General features: G+C 37.2%; 20 protein-coding genes. 8 read left to right on the top strand and 12 right to left on the bottom strand.

The genetic code is table 11. The features are described 5' to 3' along the window. Nucleotides 1-222: 222 nt before the first annotated feature. Both R2H34_RS06405 and R2H34_RS06400 read left to right on the top strand, forming a co-directional pair. On the top strand, nucleotides 223-1,212 hold the full coding sequence (locus R2H34_RS06405; RefSeq protein ID WP_004913372.1) for a LysR family transcriptional regulator: 990 nt from the start codon (nucleotides 223-225) through the stop codon (nucleotides 1,210-1,212). Between the two features lie 174 nt (nucleotides 1,213-1,386). Beyond that, nucleotides 1,387-2,712 carry a hemolysin family protein gene (locus tag R2H34_RS06400; protein WP_004913375.1) on the top strand — a complete coding sequence of 442 codons (1,326 nt, stop codon included), beginning with the start codon at nucleotides 1,387-1,389 and terminating at the stop codon, nucleotides 2,710-2,712. A 32-nt stretch (nucleotides 2,713-2,744) separates the two neighbouring features. Here R2H34_RS06400 and R2H34_RS06395 read toward each other — a convergent pair whose 3' ends face one another. The 7 genes from R2H34_RS06395 to R2H34_RS06365 all read right to left on the bottom strand — a co-directional run bounded on the left by R2H34_RS06395 (nucleotide 2,745) and on the right by R2H34_RS06365 (nucleotide 10,450). Continuing rightward, entirely contained in the window at nucleotides 2,745-3,008 is a 264-nt protein-coding gene (locus R2H34_RS06395) for a ribosomal protein L7/L12 (RefSeq protein WP_005402951.1), read from the bottom strand. 61 nt (nucleotides 3,009-3,069) lie between these two features. Next, nucleotides 3,070-3,585 (bottom strand): hypothetical protein, encoded by a 516-nt coding sequence (locus R2H34_RS06390; protein WP_004913382.1) that lies wholly within the window; start codon nucleotides 3,583-3,585, stop codon nucleotides 3,070-3,072. A gap of 202 nt (nucleotides 3,586-3,787) precedes the next feature. Further along, entirely contained in the window at nucleotides 3,788-5,401 is a 1,614-nt protein-coding gene (cysN, locus tag R2H34_RS06385) for a sulfate adenylyltransferase subunit CysN (protein ID WP_318342528.1), read from the bottom strand. Between the two features lie 81 nt (nucleotides 5,402-5,482). Then, on the bottom strand, nucleotides 5,483-6,391 hold the full coding sequence (gene cysD / locus R2H34_RS06380) for a sulfate adenylyltransferase subunit CysD (RefSeq protein WP_004913386.1): 909 nt from the start codon (nucleotides 6,389-6,391) through the stop codon (nucleotides 5,483-5,485). Between the two features lie 328 nt (nucleotides 6,392-6,719). Beyond that, nucleotides 6,720-8,177, bottom strand: coding sequence for a capsule assembly Wzi family protein (locus tag R2H34_RS06375; RefSeq protein WP_004913392.1), 1,458 nt, complete (start codon nucleotides 8,175-8,177; stop codon nucleotides 6,720-6,722). Between the two features lie 149 nt (nucleotides 8,178-8,326). Beyond that, nucleotides 8,327-9,853 carry a lysine--tRNA ligase gene (lysS, locus tag R2H34_RS06370; RefSeq protein WP_004953121.1) on the bottom strand — a complete coding sequence of 509 codons (1,527 nt, stop codon included), beginning with the start codon at nucleotides 9,851-9,853 and terminating at the stop codon, nucleotides 8,327-8,329. 159 nt (nucleotides 9,854-10,012) lie between these two features. Further along, complete coding sequence (locus R2H34_RS06365; protein WP_004913396.1) at nucleotides 10,013-10,450, bottom strand: SRPBCC family protein; 438 nt, start codon at nucleotides 10,448-10,450, stop codon at nucleotides 10,013-10,015. A gap of 348 nt (nucleotides 10,451-10,798) precedes the next feature. On the opposite strand from R2H34_RS06365, the gene rubA reads away from it, so the two are divergent. The 4 genes from rubA to oxyR all read left to right on the top strand — a co-directional run bounded on the left by rubA (nucleotide 10,799) and on the right by oxyR (nucleotide 14,169). Further along, on the top strand, nucleotides 10,799-10,963 hold the full coding sequence (rubA, locus tag R2H34_RS06360; protein WP_004678010.1) for a rubredoxin RubA: 165 nt from the start codon (nucleotides 10,799-10,801) through the stop codon (nucleotides 10,961-10,963). A gap of 78 nt (nucleotides 10,964-11,041) precedes the next feature. After that, nucleotides 11,042-12,223, top strand: coding sequence for a rubredoxin reductase RubB (gene rubB / locus R2H34_RS06355; RefSeq protein ID WP_004959691.1), 1,182 nt, complete (start codon nucleotides 11,042-11,044; stop codon nucleotides 12,221-12,223). Between the two features lie 89 nt (nucleotides 12,224-12,312). Further along, a complete protein-coding gene (estB, locus tag R2H34_RS06350; RefSeq protein ID WP_004913400.1) occupies nucleotides 12,313-13,257 on the top strand; it encodes an esterase EstB in 945 nt (314 codons plus the stop codon). A 6-nt stretch (nucleotides 13,258-13,263) separates the two neighbouring features. Beyond that, entirely contained in the window at nucleotides 13,264-14,169 is a 906-nt protein-coding gene (oxyR, locus tag R2H34_RS06345) for a LysR family transcriptional regulator OxyR (protein ID WP_004953118.1), read from the top strand. Nucleotides 14,170-14,263: 94 nt separating this feature from the next. Here the strand turns inward: oxyR and R2H34_RS06340 are convergent, their stop codons facing one another. After that, nucleotides 14,264-15,292: a transposase gene (locus tag R2H34_RS06340; protein ID WP_080632252.1), complete on the bottom strand. Its 1,029-nt coding sequence runs from the start codon at nucleotides 15,290-15,292 to the stop codon at nucleotides 14,264-14,266. A 53-nt stretch (nucleotides 15,293-15,345) separates the two neighbouring features. Then, a complete protein-coding gene (gene dusB / locus R2H34_RS06335) occupies nucleotides 15,346-16,311 on the bottom strand; it encodes a tRNA dihydrouridine synthase DusB (RefSeq protein WP_318342560.1) in 966 nt (321 codons plus the stop codon). A gap of 189 nt (nucleotides 16,312-16,500) precedes the next feature. Here dusB and R2H34_RS06330 point away from each other — a divergent pair, with 189 nt between their 5' ends. Then, nucleotides 16,501-18,117 (top strand): tyrosine-type recombinase/integrase, encoded by a 1,617-nt coding sequence (locus tag R2H34_RS06330; protein ID WP_318342527.1) that lies wholly within the window; start codon nucleotides 16,501-16,503, stop codon nucleotides 18,115-18,117. 4 nt (nucleotides 18,118-18,121) lie between these two features. Here the strand turns inward: R2H34_RS06330 and R2H34_RS06325 are convergent, their stop codons facing one another. The 3 genes from R2H34_RS06325 to R2H34_RS06315 are packed head-to-tail and all read right to left on the bottom strand — an operon-like array spanning nucleotide 18,122 to nucleotide 19,589. Further along, complete coding sequence (locus R2H34_RS06325) at nucleotides 18,122-18,631, bottom strand: hypothetical protein (RefSeq protein ID WP_318342526.1); 510 nt, start codon at nucleotides 18,629-18,631, stop codon at nucleotides 18,122-18,124. Beyond that, nucleotides 18,628-19,212: a glycoside hydrolase family 19 protein gene (locus tag R2H34_RS06320; protein ID WP_151835258.1), complete on the bottom strand. Its 585-nt coding sequence runs from the start codon at nucleotides 19,210-19,212 to the stop codon at nucleotides 18,628-18,630. Before R2H34_RS06320 ends, R2H34_RS06325 begins: the two co-directional genes overlap by 4 nt. Continuing rightward, nucleotides 19,209-19,589 (bottom strand): hypothetical protein, encoded by a 381-nt coding sequence (locus R2H34_RS06315; RefSeq protein ID WP_318342525.1) that lies wholly within the window; start codon nucleotides 19,587-19,589, stop codon nucleotides 19,209-19,211. Before R2H34_RS06315 ends, R2H34_RS06320 begins: the two co-directional genes overlap by 4 nt. A 140-nt stretch (nucleotides 19,590-19,729) precedes the next feature. Here R2H34_RS06315 and R2H34_RS06310 point away from each other — a divergent pair, with 140 nt between their 5' ends. Next, nucleotides 19,730-20,326, top strand: a complete 597-nt coding sequence (locus tag R2H34_RS06310; RefSeq protein ID WP_318342524.1) for a DUF4124 domain-containing protein — start codon at nucleotides 19,730-19,732, stop codon at nucleotides 20,324-20,326. The last annotated feature ends 50 nt before the right edge of the window (nucleotides 20,327-20,376 follow it).

Raw genomic sequence — 20,376 nt, 5'->3', positions numbered from 1 at the left:
TCAAATTGACATTTTTAGCCATTTAATAGGTCATTTATTTTGTTATTTACTAAACAACTGTGCTTGATATCTTTGGTTAATTCTAAACCAAATTTAGATGTACTTTAGTTTTTCTCAAATTGCGTTTTTAACTATGCTTTTTGGCGGATTAAATTACACAAAAGCCTTTAGATATGTCATAATTCAACACAATTTAAATATTTTATTCTCGGTATTTTTTTTATGAATCTGGAGCGGGTCGATCTCAATTTATTAATTTATCTTGATGTACTACTTCGTGAAAAAAATGTCACACGCGCAGCAGAACAATTAGGCGTTACTCAGCCTGCCATGAGTAATATTCTAAGAAGATTGCGTAATCTATTCAATGACCCCCTGCTTATTCGCTCTTCAGAAGGTATGACTCCAACTGAACGTGCTTTAGAACTACAACCCCGTATTCGTGATGCCCTTTCTGATCTATCAATGATCTTAGAGCCGCGAACTGAATTTAGACCCTATACAAGTAATCGCGTTTTCCGAATCATGACATCGGACTATGCTGAAGCAACTTTAGTACCGAGATTAGTTAAAGCTCTTCGTTCTGAAGCACCAAACGTTGTACTCGACTTTTTAACTCCAAGTGATGTTTCATATCGTGATATGGAACAAGGTAAAGTTGATTTAGCAATTAACCGTTTTAATGAAATTCCTCAAAGCTTCCACCAAGTGTTAGTTTGGCGTGATAGCTTTAGCTGTATCCTTAATGACAAACATCCAGCTGTCACCCACCTCAATTTAAAAAGCTATTTAGATGCTCAACATATTTGGGTTTCTAAAACTGGCATGGGCGTGGGTTTTGGTGTTAACCCTGATAAACAAGCTGGTTTGGGCTGGATTGATCAAGCCTTAGAGCGGATTGGTCAACGACGTAAAATTTCAGTATTTACACGTCATTATCAAATGCCAGCGCTTTTAGCTCAAAATGTAGATTTGATTGCGACGCTACCAACACGTATGGCGCGCCTTCAAACTCAAAATCCGAAATTAGTCATCAAAGACCCTCCATTTTATATTCCAGAATTTGAATTAAAAATGGCATGGTGCCCTTTACTCCACCACCATCCTGCACATCGTTGGTTAAGACAATTAATTTTATTTGTCGCACGCCAAATGATTGAGGAAGAAAACCGTGAATTTTTTATAAATAATTCACAATTTTCACAATACTAAAACAAGCTATTGTAAAAATATTGCGAGTTTGTTGAAATATCAGCAAATTCTACTTCTTTTGAGAATATGCTGTTTTCATAAATAAGATTATTACACTGAGGTAAAGATTGAGTTACCTCAGTGCTTTTTTTGTGTTACAACATATTCATAATAATGATGAACCACAGGTGATATGTGAGTCTCTTCCAAAATATTATAGTTATTATTCTACTGATTTCAGCAGCTGGTTTTTTATCACTTACTGAAATTGCACTTGCAGGTGCTCGAAAAGTTAAATTAAAAATCCTCGCAGAATCAGGTGAAACCCGCGCACAAAAAGTTTTGGATTTACAAGAACAATCCGCTGATTTCTTTGCCGCATCACAAATTGGTTTAAATGCAGTTGCGATTCTGGGTGGTATTCTAGGTGAAGCAGCTTTTCGTCCATTTTTTGTAGAAATGATTAAAGGTTTTTATGCTGGTCCTTGGTTAGAAACCATTGGTTTTGCCCTATCATTTACTATGGTCACTTCACTATTCATTTTATTTGCTGATTTAATGCCAAAACGCTTGGCAATGATCGCTCCAGAAAAAATTGCAATTAGCGTTATTGATCCCATTCAAGTTTTTATCAAGGTTTGCAAACCCTTAGCTTGGGGAATTAATGCGATTGCAAACTTGTTATTTCGCTTATTTAAGGTAAATACCATTCGTGATGACAACATTACCTTTGATGATATTTCAGCAGTAATGGATGCAGGTGCACAAGCAGGTGTATTACAAAAGCAAGAACATCACTTTATTGAAAATGTATTTGAACTTGAAGAACGAACTGTTCCCTCAAGTATGACTACACGTGAAAACGTGGTTTATTTTACTTTGACGGAACATGAAGATAGCATCCGTCAAAAGCTAGCTGAATATCCTTATTCAAAATTTGTTGTGTGTAATGAACATATCGACCAAGTTATTGGTTATGTCGACGCTAAAGATATTTTAATTCGTATCTTAAACAAGCAATCCTTCACACAATTGAATGAATCAACTATTCGTAATGTACTCATTATTCCAGACACACTCACCTTATCTGAACTACTAGACCGTTTTCGCTCAACTAAAGAAAAATTTGCTGTTGTTATCAATGAATATGCTTTAGTCGTTGGTGTTATCACCCTGAGCGACATTATGATTACCGTTATGGGTGATTGGGTCACACCAATGGATGAAGAGCAACAAATTATTAAACGTGATAATCACTCTTGGTTAATTGATGGCAGCACACCAATTGAGGATGTAAAACACGTTCTAGAAATTGAAGAGTTTCCAGAAAATGAAAACTACGAAACGATCGCTGGTTTCATCATGTATCGTTTGCGTAAGATCCCTCGCCCTGCGGATGCGGTAGAATATGCAGGATTTAAATTTGAAGTCGTCGATATTGATCATTATAAAATTGACCAATTGTTGGTAACTCAGATTATGCCAAATCAAGAGAATGCTTTAAAAGATCACGAAGAATAATGTAAATATAAAAAAGCCCAATATTGGGCTTTTTATTTAAAAATAAACCAAACAAGCATAGCGATTAAAAAAAGAACAGCAACTAAAAACTGAATACCACTGCGACTACGTTGAGCCAATTGTTCTTGTATAAATACTTGCTCATTTGGGTGAGTATCTAAATAACGATCTACTAAATCTTTAGACTCTTTCAGACCTAGACCCGTTTTTTCACGTGTTATTTTTATCGCATCAATTAATTTACCTGACCTTAATGCAATTAAAGCTTCATGTGGTAACTCTTCCATTTGAGTCATGTGCCAAACATCCTTGTTATTCTAATCCATTAATTTATAAAAATTTTTATATGATAATTATTTAGTTACCACCATACAAAGAAATTAGTTCATCTAATGTCGCTTGATAATGAATAAGAATATCTTCTGATAAAATTTTATATGCATTATCAAATTGCACCATTGGCCAACCTTCTTTCCAAAATGGGAAAATATTATGCAAACCTTCTGTCACAATTGCATCTTCGCGTGTGATAGCTTGAGAAACCTGAGATAAAACTTGAGCTGTTTCTGCCCCATCAATTGCTAAATAATCAATACCACGTACTTTTAAGATTCGGATACGATCTTTTTTATAACGTATTTTTTTGGCCTGTCCTGCATTTAGCCCCAAAGCTAAAGTAACAGCCTCTACAAACTTCTCTTCAAAACTATTATTCAGCGCAACCAAAGCATTTTTGTGTGCTTCTTGACGACCAACTTTCCCACCATTACGAATGATCTCTTTAGCTTCAACATCAAGCTCATCTTTTTTCATAGACTGTAAAATGTCTAAAATTTCGATATCGCTTAAATACTCAGGAGATTGTTCAGTCATGGGAGTCCAAATACAAAAATTCAAAGCGCTATTGTCGCATAAAAGTAAAATTAAAACAGAACTAAAATATTCTTATGTAATGCATAAAAAGATGAAATAAAAAGTTAATTGTACTCTGGATGAATAATTTACTTAATGCCTAAGCATTTATAATCTATAAAAAAACCCGCTTTCGCGGGCTTTTATAAATCAGTTCAGATAATTATAAACGAACTAATTCAACAATTTGTTCTGCTGCTTCTTCAACAGTTTCAGCAGTTAGGTCTGTATCCGTACCTTCAACGGTAGTTGTAATGACAACTACACCTGTTTCACGTAACAAATTGATCTGATCAACTGATAATGTAGATTTTGCAATCGCCACTACACCCTGTTGGATCAATGAACTTTCTAAGGCTAGAGCATTTTCGATTAATTGTGCAGAAATACCTATCACAGCAGGTTTCTGACCTAAACGAGCAGCACGATCTTCGGCAGTAACTGGATTGCTATGCGCAGTCCACTCAACAGCAGCTTCAACCATACCTGCACCAACCGTAACGTTGCTTAAACGATCAATAAAGATAAATGAACCTGTATAACGACTGTCTTGGTATTGATCAAATACAACTGGTGCATCAAACTCAATAACCACATCAGCAATTGCATTCAACTCAAGCTCTTCAACTTGTGTATGTTCAAGTGTATTGACATTAACTCGGAAATTAATCGCTGTAACTTTAGCTGGTACAGTTTGAGTACCAATCTTCACGTTATAAAGTTTACCTTTAACTAAAGGATGTTCAGTCATCCAAACAACTGAAGCACGAACGCTACGTGAAATTAAAGGTTGCTCGCCTGCACGAACCAATACATTACCACGTGAAATATCAATTTCATCATTCAATGTAAGTGTCACTGCTTGACCAGCAGCTGCGCTTTCAAGATTTCCATCAAAAGTTACAATTTCTTTAACTGTTGATTTCTTACCTGACGGTAGTGCTACGATTTCATCGCCTACTTTGATTTCACCAAGCGCAATCGTTCCTGCAAAACCTCGGAAATCAAGGTTTGGACGATTCACGTATTGAACAGGGAAACGGAATTCATGTTTATTCGATTCACGTTTGATTTCCACTGATTCAAGAATATCCATCAGCGTTTGACCTTTGTACCAAGGTGTGCTCGCAGATGGATTTACAACGTTATCGCCATTGAGAGCTGAAATTGGAACAAAAACGATATTTTCTGGACGACGGTTGCCTAACTGATTTACAAACGCATCATATTCAACTTGAATTTCATTGAATCGAGTTTCAGAAAACTCAACCAAATCCATTTTATTGATCGCAACTACGATATTTTTGATGCCGAGTAAACTTGCAATGAAGGTATGACGACGTGTTTGTGTCTGAACACCATATCGCGCATCAATCAAAATGATTGCAAGGTCAGCAGTTGATGCACCAGTCGCCATATTGCGCGTGTATTGCTCATGCCCTGGTGTATCCGCGATGATGAACTTACGTTTCTCAGTTGAGAAATAACGATACGCAACATCAATAGTAATACCTTGTTCACGTTCAGCTTGTAGACCATCTACAAGTAGTGCAAGGTCAGGTGCATCACCTGTTGTACCTACTTTTTTACTGTCTCGAGTAACTGCTTGCAATTGATCTTCATAGATCAACTTTGAATCATAAAGTAAACGACCAATAAGCGTTGATTTACCATCATCGACGTTACCGCAAGTCAAAAAGCGTAGGAGGTCTTTATTTTCGTGCTGTTTTAAATATGCCAAGATGTCTTGGCTAATAAGATCTGATTGATGAGACATTGCTCAAAACTCCACATATTCTTTAGAAATCATTTTAATCTCCCTAAATCCCTCTTTCTAAGAGAGATTTACTTTAGGAAATTAGAAGTAACCTTCCTGCTTTTTCTTTTCCATCGAGCCAGCTTCATCATGGTCAATCATTCGACCTTGGCGTTCTGAACTAGTGGCCAAAAGCATTTCCTGAATAATTTCAGGCAAGGTATCTGCTTCCGATTCGACTGCACCTGTTAATGGATAACAGCCTAATGTACGGAAACGCACCGATTTCATTTGTGGAACTTCACCCTCTTTTAAACGCATACGCTCATCATCTACCATGATCAACGTACCACTACGCTCTACAACTGGGCGAACTGCTGAGAAATAAAGAGGAACAATTTGAATGTTTTCTAGATAGATATATTGCCAAATATCTAACTCAGTCCAGTTAGATAATGGGAATACACGAATGCTTTCCCCTTTGTTTACTTTACCGTTGTAAAGATTCCAAAGTTCTGGACGTTGGTTTTTAGGATCCCAACGGTGTTTCGTATCACGGAATGAATAAACACGTTCTTTCGCACGTGATTTCTCTTCGTCACGACGTGCACCACCAAAGGCAGCATCAAATTGGTATTTATCCAAGGCTTGTTTTAAGCCTTGAGTTTTCATGATATCCGTATATTTTGAACTACCGTGATCAAATGGGTTAATCCCAGCATCACGTCCTTCTTTGTTCTGATGAACAATCAAATCAAAGCCATGTGTTTTCGCCATGTTATCGCGGAAAGCAATCATGTCCTTAAATTTCCAACCCGTATCCACATGTAGTAATGGGAATGGGAGTTTCGCTGGATAGAAAGCTTTTAATGCTAGATGAAGCATAACCGCCGAATCTTTACCAATCGAGTAAAGCATCACAGGGTTTTCAAACTCAGCAGCAACTTCACGGATGATGTGAATACTTTCAGCCTCAAGCTGTTTGAGGTGAGTTAATCTATTCTCAGTCATGTACACTTCCTCCTTTATTCATGCTACCCATAAAATCTATAAGCGGTCTTACACCACCACTTGGAAGACCGTGTGGAGGAACGAGTATCATAACAACTCCAATTTTTCGTGATATCGATGTTATTACCAGAACTTAATTAATGATCTAGTAAGGTTTATTCATTATAATAATTTAGAGAGAGTTCTTTAGCTTGTTTTTTCATATCAATATGCAAAATTATGATATGAATATATAACTTCATTATAAAAGTGAAACCGTCTATTTTAATTCTAGAGTAAGAAAAGAAACCTGTTTCAGCTTCTTTTCTTGGGATTATGATGTTTAAAATTAGAAACGGAACATGTTACGTTCTAATGGAATTTCAACACCTACAGAAACACCACCATCATTGCCATTTAAATCTGAATCACTTACCCAACCATTAATCTTAAGTGGAATTGTTGGCTTTAAATAGTGTGTCCAAGTCAAGTCTAAACCTTTCACAGTATCATCTTTTGGAAATGCAGCATTAATCGTCAAATTAGATTGATTCACTTTGGCATAGATCGCACGCCCACTTAAGCGATTCATTACATCAAAACGAATATCACCGCCGACTGAGTACATTTGTCCATCGCCACCTATTGCATGACCTAATGGGAAACCATGTTGATAATAACCATCAGTGTACTGATGATGGTTATAAGAAATTCCCTTTGCTTTTCCGTTTGTTCGTGTATCTGCCCATTCAGCATAAAGTTGATATGGCATATTTTTGTAACTCGAAGAGAAATCAGCACCAGCTAGGTAAAGATATTTAGCTGGTAAACCACCAGCCTCATCTTCACCGACAAATTGAGTATATAAGCTCATTGGAACATTCAACAACGGTTGCAGTAATAAACGCCCATCAAAACCAGCGATTTGGTTTGATGCATTTTCATCACCAGTACAACCGCTATCATCACAACCATTGTCTTTACCAATCATTGCGTTCCAATAAGCTTTAAAACTATTTGGCTGACCTTTACCACCAATCTGAACTGTACGTGAAGCTCCCAATTCAAGATACGGCAAAGGTTGTGCAGTTAAACGTAATCCAATCAATTTTGCATCTGGTACAGCTTTATAGTCATCTAATTGACCTGCAAAAGCCTGATATTGCCAAGGTCCAATCCAAGACAACCATTTTGTTTCAAAAGCATCTTGAACTGCACGTTGTACAGTCACACCATATACAGGGCGACTTGCATCGCCACGAATTAAGCTACCATCATGCCCTGGTCCCCAATAAGTTGGAATTTGACCTGCAATAACCCATTGATTCCAAAGCTTACCTGCTATATAAGAACCCTCTACATTTGCATCATTTCCATTATCAATTAATGGATCTTTTTCACCATTTACACGAAGTTTAGCATCCCAATTGTCACCACCAGCATTCAATTCAGCTGCGATTTGATATTGAGATTTTTGGTTATCACCAAATGCTTGAGGAACTGTCTTTAAATCCGTACCAGCATGCAAACCCACTTTTACAGTTGCATTGTCTGCCTGCAAAGTGTTTATCACAGAGTTCACAACTTTTTGCTGTGTATTATTAGTCACTTTCGCTTGTGACAACGCTCTTTGAATTTCATCACCACTTAACGGCCATGTAGATGTACTGATTTGAATGACACCTTGCTGGTTTAACCAATTTAGATCAGTACGTAAATTTTCATCGTTGAGCACTAAGCCTTGCGCAAAAATAGTGGATGAAAACGAGGCAAATAATGCGATAGAAAGCGATTTTTTTAGAAACATGTCCAAACTGTTCTCAAGTTTATTTATGAGCACATAATCGTTTTTTTAGAGACACATTTCAATCCTCTAACCAAACAATTACATTTCTTAACGCAGAAAACAAAGAAGCCACTCTTAAGAGTGGCTTCTTTTATTAATCAGTCAAATGTTTAATCTTTACGACGCATATGCGGGAATAAAAGTACATCACGAATACTTGGGGCATTCGCAAACAACATAACGAGACGATCAATACCAATACCTTCACCTGCTGTTGGCGGTAAACCGTATTCTAGTGCTTCAATAAAGTCCGCATCGTAATGCATTGCCTCATCATCACCAGCATCTTTCTCAGCAACTTGGGCTTGGAAACGCTCTGCTTGATCGATTGGATCATTTAATTCTGAGAAACCATTTGCTAACTCACGTCCACCGATGAAAAACTCGAAACGATCAGTAATATGTGGATTATCATCATTACGACGTGCAAGTGGAGAGGTTTCAGCAGGATATTCGGTGATAAATGTTGGCTGACGCAGCTTAGTTTCAACTGTTTCTTCAAACACGATGGTTTGTAACTTACCTAAACCAAAGCCTGGCTTAACCTGCTCTTTTAATACTTCTTGAGTAAACTTAGCCAAGAAATCACGGTCATTTACATTTTCAGGCGTGAAATCTGGATTGTGTTCAAGAATCGCATCAAACATTGAGATTTTCTTGAATGGACCTTTAAAGCTATATACTTCTTCACCATAAGGTACATCTGTTGTACCCAAGATATCGATTGCAAGTTTCTCAAGCATATTCTCAGTCAATGCCATCAGATCTTTATAATCAGCATATGCTTGGTAGAACTCAATCATCGTAAATTCGGGGTTGTGACGAGTTGAAACACCTTCGTTACGGAAATTACGGTTGATTTCAAATACACGTTCAAAACCACCTACCACTAAACGTTTTAAGTAAAGCTCAGGCGCAATACGTAAATAAAGTTCCATATCTAAAGCGTTGTGGTGTGTTACAAATGGTTTTGCAGATGCACCTCCAGGAATAACATGCATCATTGGCGTTTCAACTTCCATGAAACGCTCATTGGTTAAAAATGCACGAATACCTGCAACAACTTTGGCACGAATTTCAAATGTTTTTCTTGTTTCTTCGTTGACAATAAGATCTAAATAACGTTTACGGTATTTTGCCTCGGTGTCAGTTAAACCGTGGAATTTATCTGGTAATGGGCGTAATGATTTGGTTAGTAATTCAAAACCTTCAAGATGCACATATAAGTCACCCTTACCTGAACGACCAATATAACCTTCTGCAGCAATAATATCGCCAAGGTCTAAGCTTTTTATTGTTTCTAAAATATCAGCAGCTAAACCTTTACGATCAACATAAAGTTGGATACGACCAGTCATATCCTGAATCACCATAAATGATCCGCGGTTCAGCATGACACGACCAGCAACTTTTACATAAACCTTTTCACCGCCTTCAATTTGCGCTTTATCTAAATCTTTAAATTGCTCTTGCAAATCAGCAGCATAGTGCTCACGTTTAAATGTGTTTGGCCAAGGGCTTTTGCCAGTTTGTTTGGCAGTATCTTGGATTTGCTTTAATTTGGCATGACGCTGTGCGATTAAATCGTTTTCGGAAAGTGTCTGTTCAGAAGTCGATTGAGCGTTTTGTTGCGTCATCTCTGCCTCGATTAAGTAAAAAATGAAGTGACATAGAATAGCAGATCACAACCCATTTTCGTATTGTTTCAACCAGACAATTCAAAAAAATGAAGATTTTATAAAATTTTCAAACTGATACTTTGCAAATTTAGAACAAAAACCCAAGCCGAATTAGACTCATTTTTCTGCTAAATGTTTAACCATCGCCAATCCTTGATCAAAGCCATTATTCATCATCTCTTCGTATTCAGGTTGAATATCGACTTCTACATGAAGTTGCGTTTCTCCATTGTAATCAACCAACAAATATTTTTCCAAAGAGCCAGCCCAAGCTTTCACATCCTCACTATCAAAATCCTCTTGACCATCTTTAATCATTCCGAGGTGCTTGAAAACAATTTCATTCGGCTCATCTATTCGTTCTATTGTCGATACCATCCCATTTCCATCACCATCAGTAAAATAGGTTTTACCACCTACTTTCCAATCAGACTTCATTTGGGAATCACAAGAAAAGAATTTTGTCCAAACATTATAGGTTTCATTTCCCCATAATATGTCCCAGACTCTTTCAGGAGTCGCATAAATTCTAATGTTGTAACTTAGCGTTTTCATAAATATAACGTCCTTATTATTGTGATAATTCATCATAACTGATTTTCAAATGTATGTTTTTTATTCAAACCAAACTTATACGTTTCATTATTTTCAGCAAATAATAAAGTCCTCGATATAGAAATAATTAGAGCAATTACTCAAATAACAAGACTTTCGGCCCAAATTGCCATACCACTTTTTACATAAATGATTAAACTCTTGCATTTACTTTACTTAAATGTCGTTCTGCGTAAAAATCTAACTCCCGATCAACACAAGTTAGTTCTTTTGCAGCGATCGTAACGACATTATGGAATAGTTTTACTGAAAGGCAATTTGAGCATACCTATCAGTTTGGAGAGTCACATGAAAAAATATCAATGTATCGTTTGTGGTTGGATTTATGACGAAGCAGAAGGCTGGCCACAAGACGGCATTGCAGCAGGGACAAAATGGGAAGACATCCCAGATGATTGGACTTGCCCAGATTGCGGCGTTTCAAAAGCTGATTTTGAAATGGTTGAAATCTAAATAGAACTAAAAGACCATGATCATCATGGTCTTTTTTTCTTATGTTTTATTTTTAAATTAAAAAAATTGGAGAATGTAATGCATCCTATCGTCATCATCGGATCAGGCATGGCTGGTTATACTGTTGCACGAGAATTCCGTAAACTGAGTCCTGAACAAGAACTCATGATGATCTGCGCGGATGATGCGGTAAACTATGCTAAACCAACATTATCCAATGCTTTTGCAGGTAATAAAGCACCTGAACAAATTGCTCTAGGTGATGCTGCTAAAATGGCAGCCCAACTCAATATGCGTATTGAAGCGACAACTTTGGTAAAAGAAATCCATCCTGAAAACCATGAAATCACGTTAGAAAAAAATGGTGAGATTTTTAAACAATCCTATTCAAAATTAGTTCTTGCAGTGGGTGCAAATCCGATTCGTTTAGCAATTGCGGGCGATGGTAGTGAAGATATTCACGTGGTCAACTCATTAGTTGACTATAGTGTATTCCGTGAAAATCTAGCAAAACGCAAAGACAAACGCGTTGTGATTCTCGGAGCTGGATTGATTGGCTGTGAATTTGCGAATGACTTATTACATAGTAACTATGACGTTACGGTCATTGATTTAGCACCTCAACCACTTGGACGCTTATTACCAACTCATGTTGCTGAAGCATTTAAAACCAACTTAGAAGAAGCTGGGATTAAATTTGCACTTTCAACTACAGTTGAGAAAGTTACCAAAATTAATGATGGTGAAGACTACGCTGTGACTTTGGCGAATGGACAAACTTTGGTTGCAGATATTGTTCTTTCTGCTATCGGTTTACAACCAAACACTGCTTTAGCCAAAGCTGCCGATATTCAAACTAGTCGAGGTATTATCACAAATACACTACTAGAGACCAATCAAGCTGACATCTATGCAGTGGGTGACTGTGCTGAAGTAAATGGAACTTTGCTTCCATACGTCATGCCTATCATGCAACAAGCACGTGCTTTAGCAAAAACTTTAAGTGGTCAAAGCACAAATGTTCATTACCCTGCTATGCCAGTTGCGGTAAAAACACCAGCTGCACCTCTTACTGTTTTACCTGCACCAGTTGATGTTGAAGTAAATTGGCAAACTGAAGAGTTTGATGATGGTATGCTTGCTAAAGCAACTGATGCTGAAGGGACATTAAGAGGTTTTGTTTTATTAGGTGCAACTGCTGGTAAACAGCGTTTAACTTTAACTAAACTCGTACCGGACTTGATTCCTGCTCAAGCTTAAGGTTTTAATAAGAGAGTTTATTGAGAAATGGGTTCCAATAAACTCTCTTCCGAAAGTAGATAAAAACAATTCAACTTGGAATGAATACCATGAACAGCGCACTTCAATTTAATGTCTCTCCTTATGCTCCATTTATGCAAGAAACCAAAGTTACTTTGGGTAATGGCATTGAGTTACATGTTGAGGTTGGGGGAAATCCTGAGCATCCAACAATTTTGTTGGTGATGGGTTTAGGCGCGCAAATGCTGTTTTGGCCAGATTTTTTTTGCAAATCCCTAATTGATCAAGGATTTCGTGTTATTCGATTCGATAATCGTGATATTGGTTTATCTTCAAAAGTTCGTCATAAAGGACAACGGCTGAATACTATGAAACTCATGAGTCGATTCATGGTCGGATTAACCAATGAAGGTGCGCCCTACACGCTTTATGATATGGCTGACGATGTAGCTATGCTAATAGATCAGCTAGGTTTAGAAAAAACCTATATTATCGGTGCCTCTATGGGTGGCATGATTTCACAAATCGTAGCAGCTAAATATCCAGAAAAAGTTGAGAAAATCGGCCTTTTATTTACAAGTAATAATCAGCCGTTTTTACCACCACCTTTTCCAAAACAGCTTTTTAGCTTAATTGGAAAACCTGAAGCTCATGATGAAGATGCGATCGTCAATCATAGTTTAAAAGTATTTCATATTATCGGCTCTCCTGGATACGTTAACCAAGTAGAAGCAATTCAGACTATTCGTAAATTATATCGTCGTAGTTTCTACCCAGCGGGTGTACTTCAACAATTTTTAGCAATATTATGTACAGGTTCATTGCTGCCACTTAATAAGACTATTAATCAACCAACATTAGTGGTACACGGTTCAAAAGATCGCTTATTACCGCCAAGTCATGGGAAAGCGGTTGCAAAAGCGATTTCTGGTGCTAAGTTTGAATTAATTCATGGAATGGGGCATGATATTCCTGCACATTTCATTCCTCAACTTAGTGGTTTGTTTGCACATCACTTTAAATCATCACACTAGGACACTATGGCTGCATTACCCTCATTAAGACAGCTATCATATTTAGTTACGTTGTCAGAAACTTTACATTTTACTGAAGCAGCTCGTCGATCATTTGTTACCCAATCAACATTATCGGGTGGCATTATGGAATTGGAGCGTCTTTTAGGTGGCGTCTTAGTTGAGCGTGATCGTCAAAACGTCCGTTTGACTCCTCTAGGTGAACAGGTTGTTGCCCGTGCGCGTGTATTACTAGCTGATGCACAAGATTTGATGCGCCTAAGCAGAGAAATGAGCGAACCATTAACAGGTGATTTGCATCTTGGAATTATTCCTACAATCGCACCTTTTATCTTGACGCAACTTTTAGATGAAGTTCATCGTCAACTTCCTAAAATACAACTTCATCTACATGAAGCACAAAGTGAGAAAATTGTCGAAAAATTAGAACACGGCAATTTAGACATGATCGTTCTTGCTTTGCCATTCGATACTCGTGGTTTAAAAGTTGCTGAAATCGCTAAAGAAAACTTATTTGTTGTTTACAATAAAAAAGATAAGAATGCAGCTGAAGCAACTTCATTAGATGATTTGGATTTAACACGTCTCATGCTTTTAGAAGAAGGACATTGTTTACGTGATCATACACTGAGTGCTTGCCCAGTCGGCGAACGTAAAAATGATCATCGTTTAAAAGCGAGTTCACTACCAACGCTTGTTGAAATGGTGTCTTCTGATTTAGGTTTTACTTTATTACCTGAGATTGCTTTGAAGAACAGTATGATTCACTTTAATGAAGAAATTGCTGTCAAATCGATCGGTGATGCCCCAAGCCGCACACTCGCTTTAGTGACTCGCAAAAGTACTCCACTACAAAGCGAGTTCGATGTGATTTTTCAGATTTTGAAGAAAATCACTGCGCATCTAGAATAAAATAAAATGCCTGTAATATGAATTACAGGCATTTTTTAAAGAAAAACAGTAAAAATTTCTATTTTATTTCCAATAAATTAGGACTTACGCACTATTATTTATAGATTCTCTGTGGTAGCAGATGATTTTTATCGAGAATAAAGTCATCAATGAAGTTTTTGATCATTGGCCTAAATAATTTCTTCTGCCAACGATATATATTTTCAAAGATCCGCTCAAACTGGTTCTTTTGTATCTCAACGTAGGCCATCAAGGCTGAAAAAATATGATTCAAAATCAGTTTAGATCGTCTTACTTGAAACTTTTCAATATGACAAACCTGTTTAATCACCCGGTGATATTGCTCTATTTTCCAATGACTTGAATGTAATTCATGAAATCCCTCAAAGGACAATAAATCATCTTCATCTTGATGCACAATATAAAACCTCTGCTGTTCTTTTAACTGAGTCTTAAATAATTGTACAAAGCCAAAATCTTTGAGCCAGACTACTTGACCCTGATGGAAATCTGGCAATAAACGCAGTTGAAACCATTGTCCTTTTTCTGGGGAAACCTTACGGTTACAGTCGATACCAAACATAAATCGAATACCATATTTTCTTATGGTTTTTAGATTTCCAGTCGATGAATACCAACTATCACCTGTAATAAATTGAATCTTTGCACCCCAACTGAGTACTTCACTTAACATATCCATAAAGTAATCATTCTTGGTTTTACTTTCAGATTTGTCATAAATTCGGAAATTAATTGGAATATTTTGACCATTTTGATCTGTCGCATACAAGGTAATGAGATTAATACCCTTGACGGATCGGTGGTGTTTGCCTGACCAAAAATAGCTAACTAAGTCCATATGTTGACTATATGGTTTATCTAAAACAGTATCATCAATACTGACTATAAGTTTGTTATTATCAATATGTTGAATTGATTCTTGATATAGGTCGTGAGGTGTGTAATCTTCACGCTCTAGAAAGCGATTTACACTATCATGCGAGATATTATAAGTCTCGGCAAGTTGTGTGCAGCTAATAGAGTTCGGTTCTGTCATGAGAAAGCCCATATAAATGGGTAGAGTACAAGTTGCTGTAGAAGCATGTTTAATTCGTCTGATCACAGATACTTTATAAAGTATTTTAGTACTTTTTTGAATCCGTCAATGCGTAAGTCCTATAAATTTACTTGCTCAACCTGTACATCACTCATGCGTCGACCTTGATCTAATAATTGGTCAAAATAAGACTCAACCACTTTAGCTTGATCAGCTGTATTTTCAACTTTATACATGTTTTGACGAAATTCGTTGCTAGAGCGTAAACCTTTCGTATACCAAGCAATATGTTTACGGGCAATACGGCATCCTGAGTATTCACCATAAAATTGATACAGCTCAGCTAAATGCCCCATTAAAACTTGTTTCACTTCTACAATTTCTGGTGCCGCCAAGTGCTCACCTGTCTCAAGATAATGCGCAATTTCTCTAAAAATCCATGGTCGTCCCTGAGCAGCACGCCCGATCATAACAGCATCAGCACCAGTATAATCTAAGACATATTTTGCCTTTTCAGGACTATCGATATCACCATTCGCAATCAAGGGAATATTTATGTTTTTTTTAACTTCACGAATTAATTCATAGCGAGCAGTATTTAAATACATATCTTCACGTGTACGACCATGCAAGGCTAAAGCTGCCACACCAGCATCCTCGGCACGCTTCGCGACACGAAGAATATTTTCCTCACCATTTAAAAAGCCAAGGCGTGTTTTTAAAGTTACAGGTACATCCACTGCTGCAACGACAGCATCTAAAATCCTTGCCACGAGATCTTCATCTTGGAGTAATGCCGAACCCGCGAGTTTATTACATACTTTTTTCGCAGGACATCCCATATTAATGTCAACGATTTGCGCGCCATTCGCAACCTGATATCGTGCAACTTCAGCAAGTTGCTCTGGATCAGAGCCAGCTATTTGTGCTGAAATTGGAGCAAGTTCACCGTCAAAATTAGCTCTGTACAAACTTTTTTTACTCATGCGAAGCGTTTTATCAGCGGTCATCATTTCACTAACCGCATGACCTGCACCAAAGTATTTACATAAGGTTCTGAACGGCCTATCGGTTACACCCGCCATCGGCGCGACAAAAATAGGGGAATGCTTTGATTTATCAAACAATTCTGCAATTACGTTGTTTTTATTCAATTTTCACTTTCCCATATTCTTAAAGGTTTTACATCATTTTCAATCATTCTTAACTATTCTTTACGCCTTATTTGCGCCATAATCACCCTTGTGGCGTAAATCCAACTTTATGGCGTAAATATGGGAACAATTGCAGAACGAATTACAGCAGATGGTAAAACTCGATACAGAGCTCAAATACGAATAACTCGTAAAGGCTTACCACCATTTATTAAAACAAGAACTTTTGCAAAAGAGTCATTAGCCAAAGAATGGATTAAGCGACTTGAAGCAGAGATTTTGGTTAATCCTGCTATTCTAAATCCAGAAGCTAAGGTTGTGTCAAAAACTTTAGAACAATTCATCACTCAATATTTAGATGAAATTAGTGATGAATTTGCTGATACCAAAACTGCAGCACTAAAAAATATCTGTAATTATGATATTGCCCATAAAGATGCATATACCCTTTCACGTCAAGATTTCTCATCATTTGCCATTGAACGACGAAAAGGCAATCCAATTGAAATGATAGATGGAGTTGCCCCAGCAACTGCATTAAAAGATTTATCCCATATCTCATCGGTCCTAAACCATGCTGAACTTGTATGGGGTGAAGATGTTGCACATGCAAAAAATGAATTGTCACATTCGCTGATCGGTCTAAAAAAAGCTCGTATTGTTACTAAATCAAAGGAACGTGATCGTTTAATCACATCAGAAGAACTTCATATTCTGACCAATCACTTTTATAAAGGCTGGAAACGAGTTCGCAATGCTATTCCCATGCACCTGGTCATGTGGCTTGCGATCTATACAGGTCGTCGTGAAGGTGAACTATGTGAAATGCGTTTAGATGATTTTGATAAAAAAAATAGTCAGTGGAAGATCAGAGACGTTAAAAATCCAGATGGGTCGAAAGGAAATCATAAGTTTGCACATTTAGAACCTAATGCCCTCCTCATTATTGAGGAATTACTTGAACCTTCTACTCGAAAAAGAATGCTCGAGCTGGGTTATAGTGATGAGCTTTTATTACCTGTCAATGTACAGACAGTCAGTGATTATTTTCGTAGAGCATGTCGTTTAAATGGAATTGAAGATTTAAGGTTCCATGATTTACGCCATGAAGCTGCAACACGCTATGCAGAGGATGGCTTTACGATACCGCAACTTCAAACAATTACATTACATTCATCATGGAATAGTCTTAAACGGTATGTAAACCTAAGAAAACGTGGTGAACGTTTAGATTATCAGACAGCTATTCAATTTGCCCGACAACAATATGACGATAATTATTCTAAATTTGCTTTAAAACAAAGGTATGTATCAGCTGCTGATATTGCGGATGCAGAGGAAGCTTATTCTCAAGTCCAAACACCTGATGTTATAAATACTGAATTTTCTTTTATTAAAGAACAGTTGGAAAGATTTATGAAATCATTTCGCCCAACTAAAAGTGTTAAAGATATGTATAAAGAAAAATCCAATATACAGAACATATTTGCATGGAATGATGTGCAACAGTCTTTTGTAGTCCCATACATACAAAATGCTTGGGAAAATTGGTTTAATGATAATGGGGCTATTGATTGGAAACAGCTTCCAGATGATACAACTCACTTTAGCATCAAAGGGTTAGACGTATTAAAAATTGAAAATGAACGTGTGTATAAATGGGAAAAAGAAATAGAAAAATGGTTCGATATTACTAAATATTTTGATGCCGATATTTCAAACCTTATCAAGAAATAAACCCTCAATTGAGGGTTTTATTTAGTTCTGGCCAACTATCGTATAACCTCATTGCGTCCAGTGAATGTCCATCAGCTTTTTCTGCCAAGCTTCGATATTCTGCTGTGCAACTTTCGAGTAGCTCTGAGTTGGCAATGGTGTAGTTAATGATGGTTTGCTTGGGAGCACTGGACAAACGTTTGTTGGCTTCACTGAGTTGCTTTGACAACCCATTAGCAGCCAAGTCAGCACTACGAGCGGCAGCATTCGCATCTTGTATTTTTTTAATCGCATTTTGTTCTACCTCTATAATTTTAGCTGACCATGTTTGCATAATGGCGGCTTTTTCCTCTTGAGCCTGATCAATTGCATCTTGATAAGGCTTAATAGCATCAGCTACTGCTTTAGTTTTAACTTTTTCAGCATTTGCCAATTTTCCAGCAAGAGAATTGGCATAAAAAACATATCCAAAGATAAATATCATCAAGCCTAAAATAATGTATTTGTAAAATTTACCTAACACAGCATCAATCATTTAAACCACCCTTTAATCATAGAAAGTTTATTTTTACGATCATCAAAGCCATTTAAACCGCCATTAATACGACGAGTAATCGTGGTTACATCATCATAATCTGCAAATACATTTAAGTTATTTTCAGACCAGTATTTGCAAGCTACAAGCATTCCAACACTTGGCAGCGCAACAATTGTAGGGTTATTTTCAAAATCAATTCCAAGTTCTTGACCATACTTACGATAATTAGCTCGACCAGTTAACTGGATTGGTCCTCGACCTTTATAACGCACACCGTCGCCTTTGTTTACATTACCTAAGTCTTTTCGACCTTCATAAGCTGCACCTGAAGCAATTTCTTCCATATAGCGAAAATTTCCGCTTTCATGAGCAAGTTGAGCAAGGAAATGACAAAAGCGTAACTGCGTCTTGATTGAATATGTCTCTAAGTGCACATTTGCTGCTAATGCTAATTCAGTAGCTCGTGCAGGATTAGCACCAAGTTTTTGAAATACAGCTGTTAAAGTATTACGCCCAAGAATTCCATCAGCTTTCACGCCAACGGCTTTTTGAAGTTGTGTAATATCGAGAGTATTCATTGTTCACCACCTTTACCATTACTAAGTATTGAAATAAATGCAGCTTTGACCTCACTAATAACCTCAGATAAAGGCTTACCATGCATCAGTGCAATGGATTGATAAAGAATGCCAATCGCTAATAATCCAAAAACTGCAAACATAAGCATCACAAAGCCTTGCGCCATGTGAGAATATTTTGATAATTCGTAATATTCAATAAATGCTGAACCACCATAAAGGCTGACTGAAACACTAAATAAGAATTTACCGATTACCCCTAGTGAAACTTGAATCTTCCCCTCTTTATCAATGTCACCACTTAATACTAGGGCAAGAATAGCCCCCACTACGGCAGGCACAACTTTGATGATCCATGGAATTGTGTTTTCTTGCATAACTTGCCCCGAAATAAAACTCTACTTTATTTCGTAGAGTTTTATTTAAAGGCGGTTATTTAGCGAACCTTACAGGGGGTTGATACTGCTCTAAAATTAATCTATCGTAATTTCATATAATTATTATCTTTGAGATGCGCATGAGTGTATTAAAAATTACAACATTTATTTTACTGTGTATTCCAGTAAATCTATATGCAGGGGTTTACAAATGGGTTGATGCAAAAGGTAATGTTACCTATTCAAGTAAGCCACCACCAACGGGTGCAAAACAACAGAAGATTGAAACGATACGCTCGCTTGGATCAGCTCCTGCTCCTCAACGAACATATTCACAGAGCAATCGAAATTCTGCGCAACAATCCTATCAGTCGCAAAATTATAGCCAGTCTCAGCAACCGACACGCTCTACTGAAGATGAAGCATTGCGTCAAAAAATTATTCAGGAAGCTAGTACACCTTATAAAGGAGCTGGTGGTAGATTAACGGCTAATCAGCAACGAACTTTAGCAGCAATGAATGGTGTAAATGTATCGAGTGGTGATAGTTATTCAAACTCAAATAGCTCCTACTCAGCACCAATGCCTCAACGTCAACCAGCCCCAACACATATGACAAGTTGTGATGGATCGGGTTGTTGGGATAATCAAGGCAATCGATATAATGGCAATAATGGTACTTATTATAATAATGGTCGTGTTTGCCGTGATATAGGTGGTCAAATGCAGTGTAACTAAGTTATAAAACATAGAAGATTAGAGAAGCCACCATAAGGTGGCTTTTCTAT

The sequence above is a fragment of the Acinetobacter sp. 16 genome, assembly GCF_033439925.1.
Taxonomy (GTDB): Bacteria; Pseudomonadota; Gammaproteobacteria; order Pseudomonadales; family Moraxellaceae; genus Acinetobacter; species Acinetobacter junii.
Note: the sequence above shows the minus strand (reverse complement) of the source record. Positions and strands in the feature narration are given on the sequence as shown.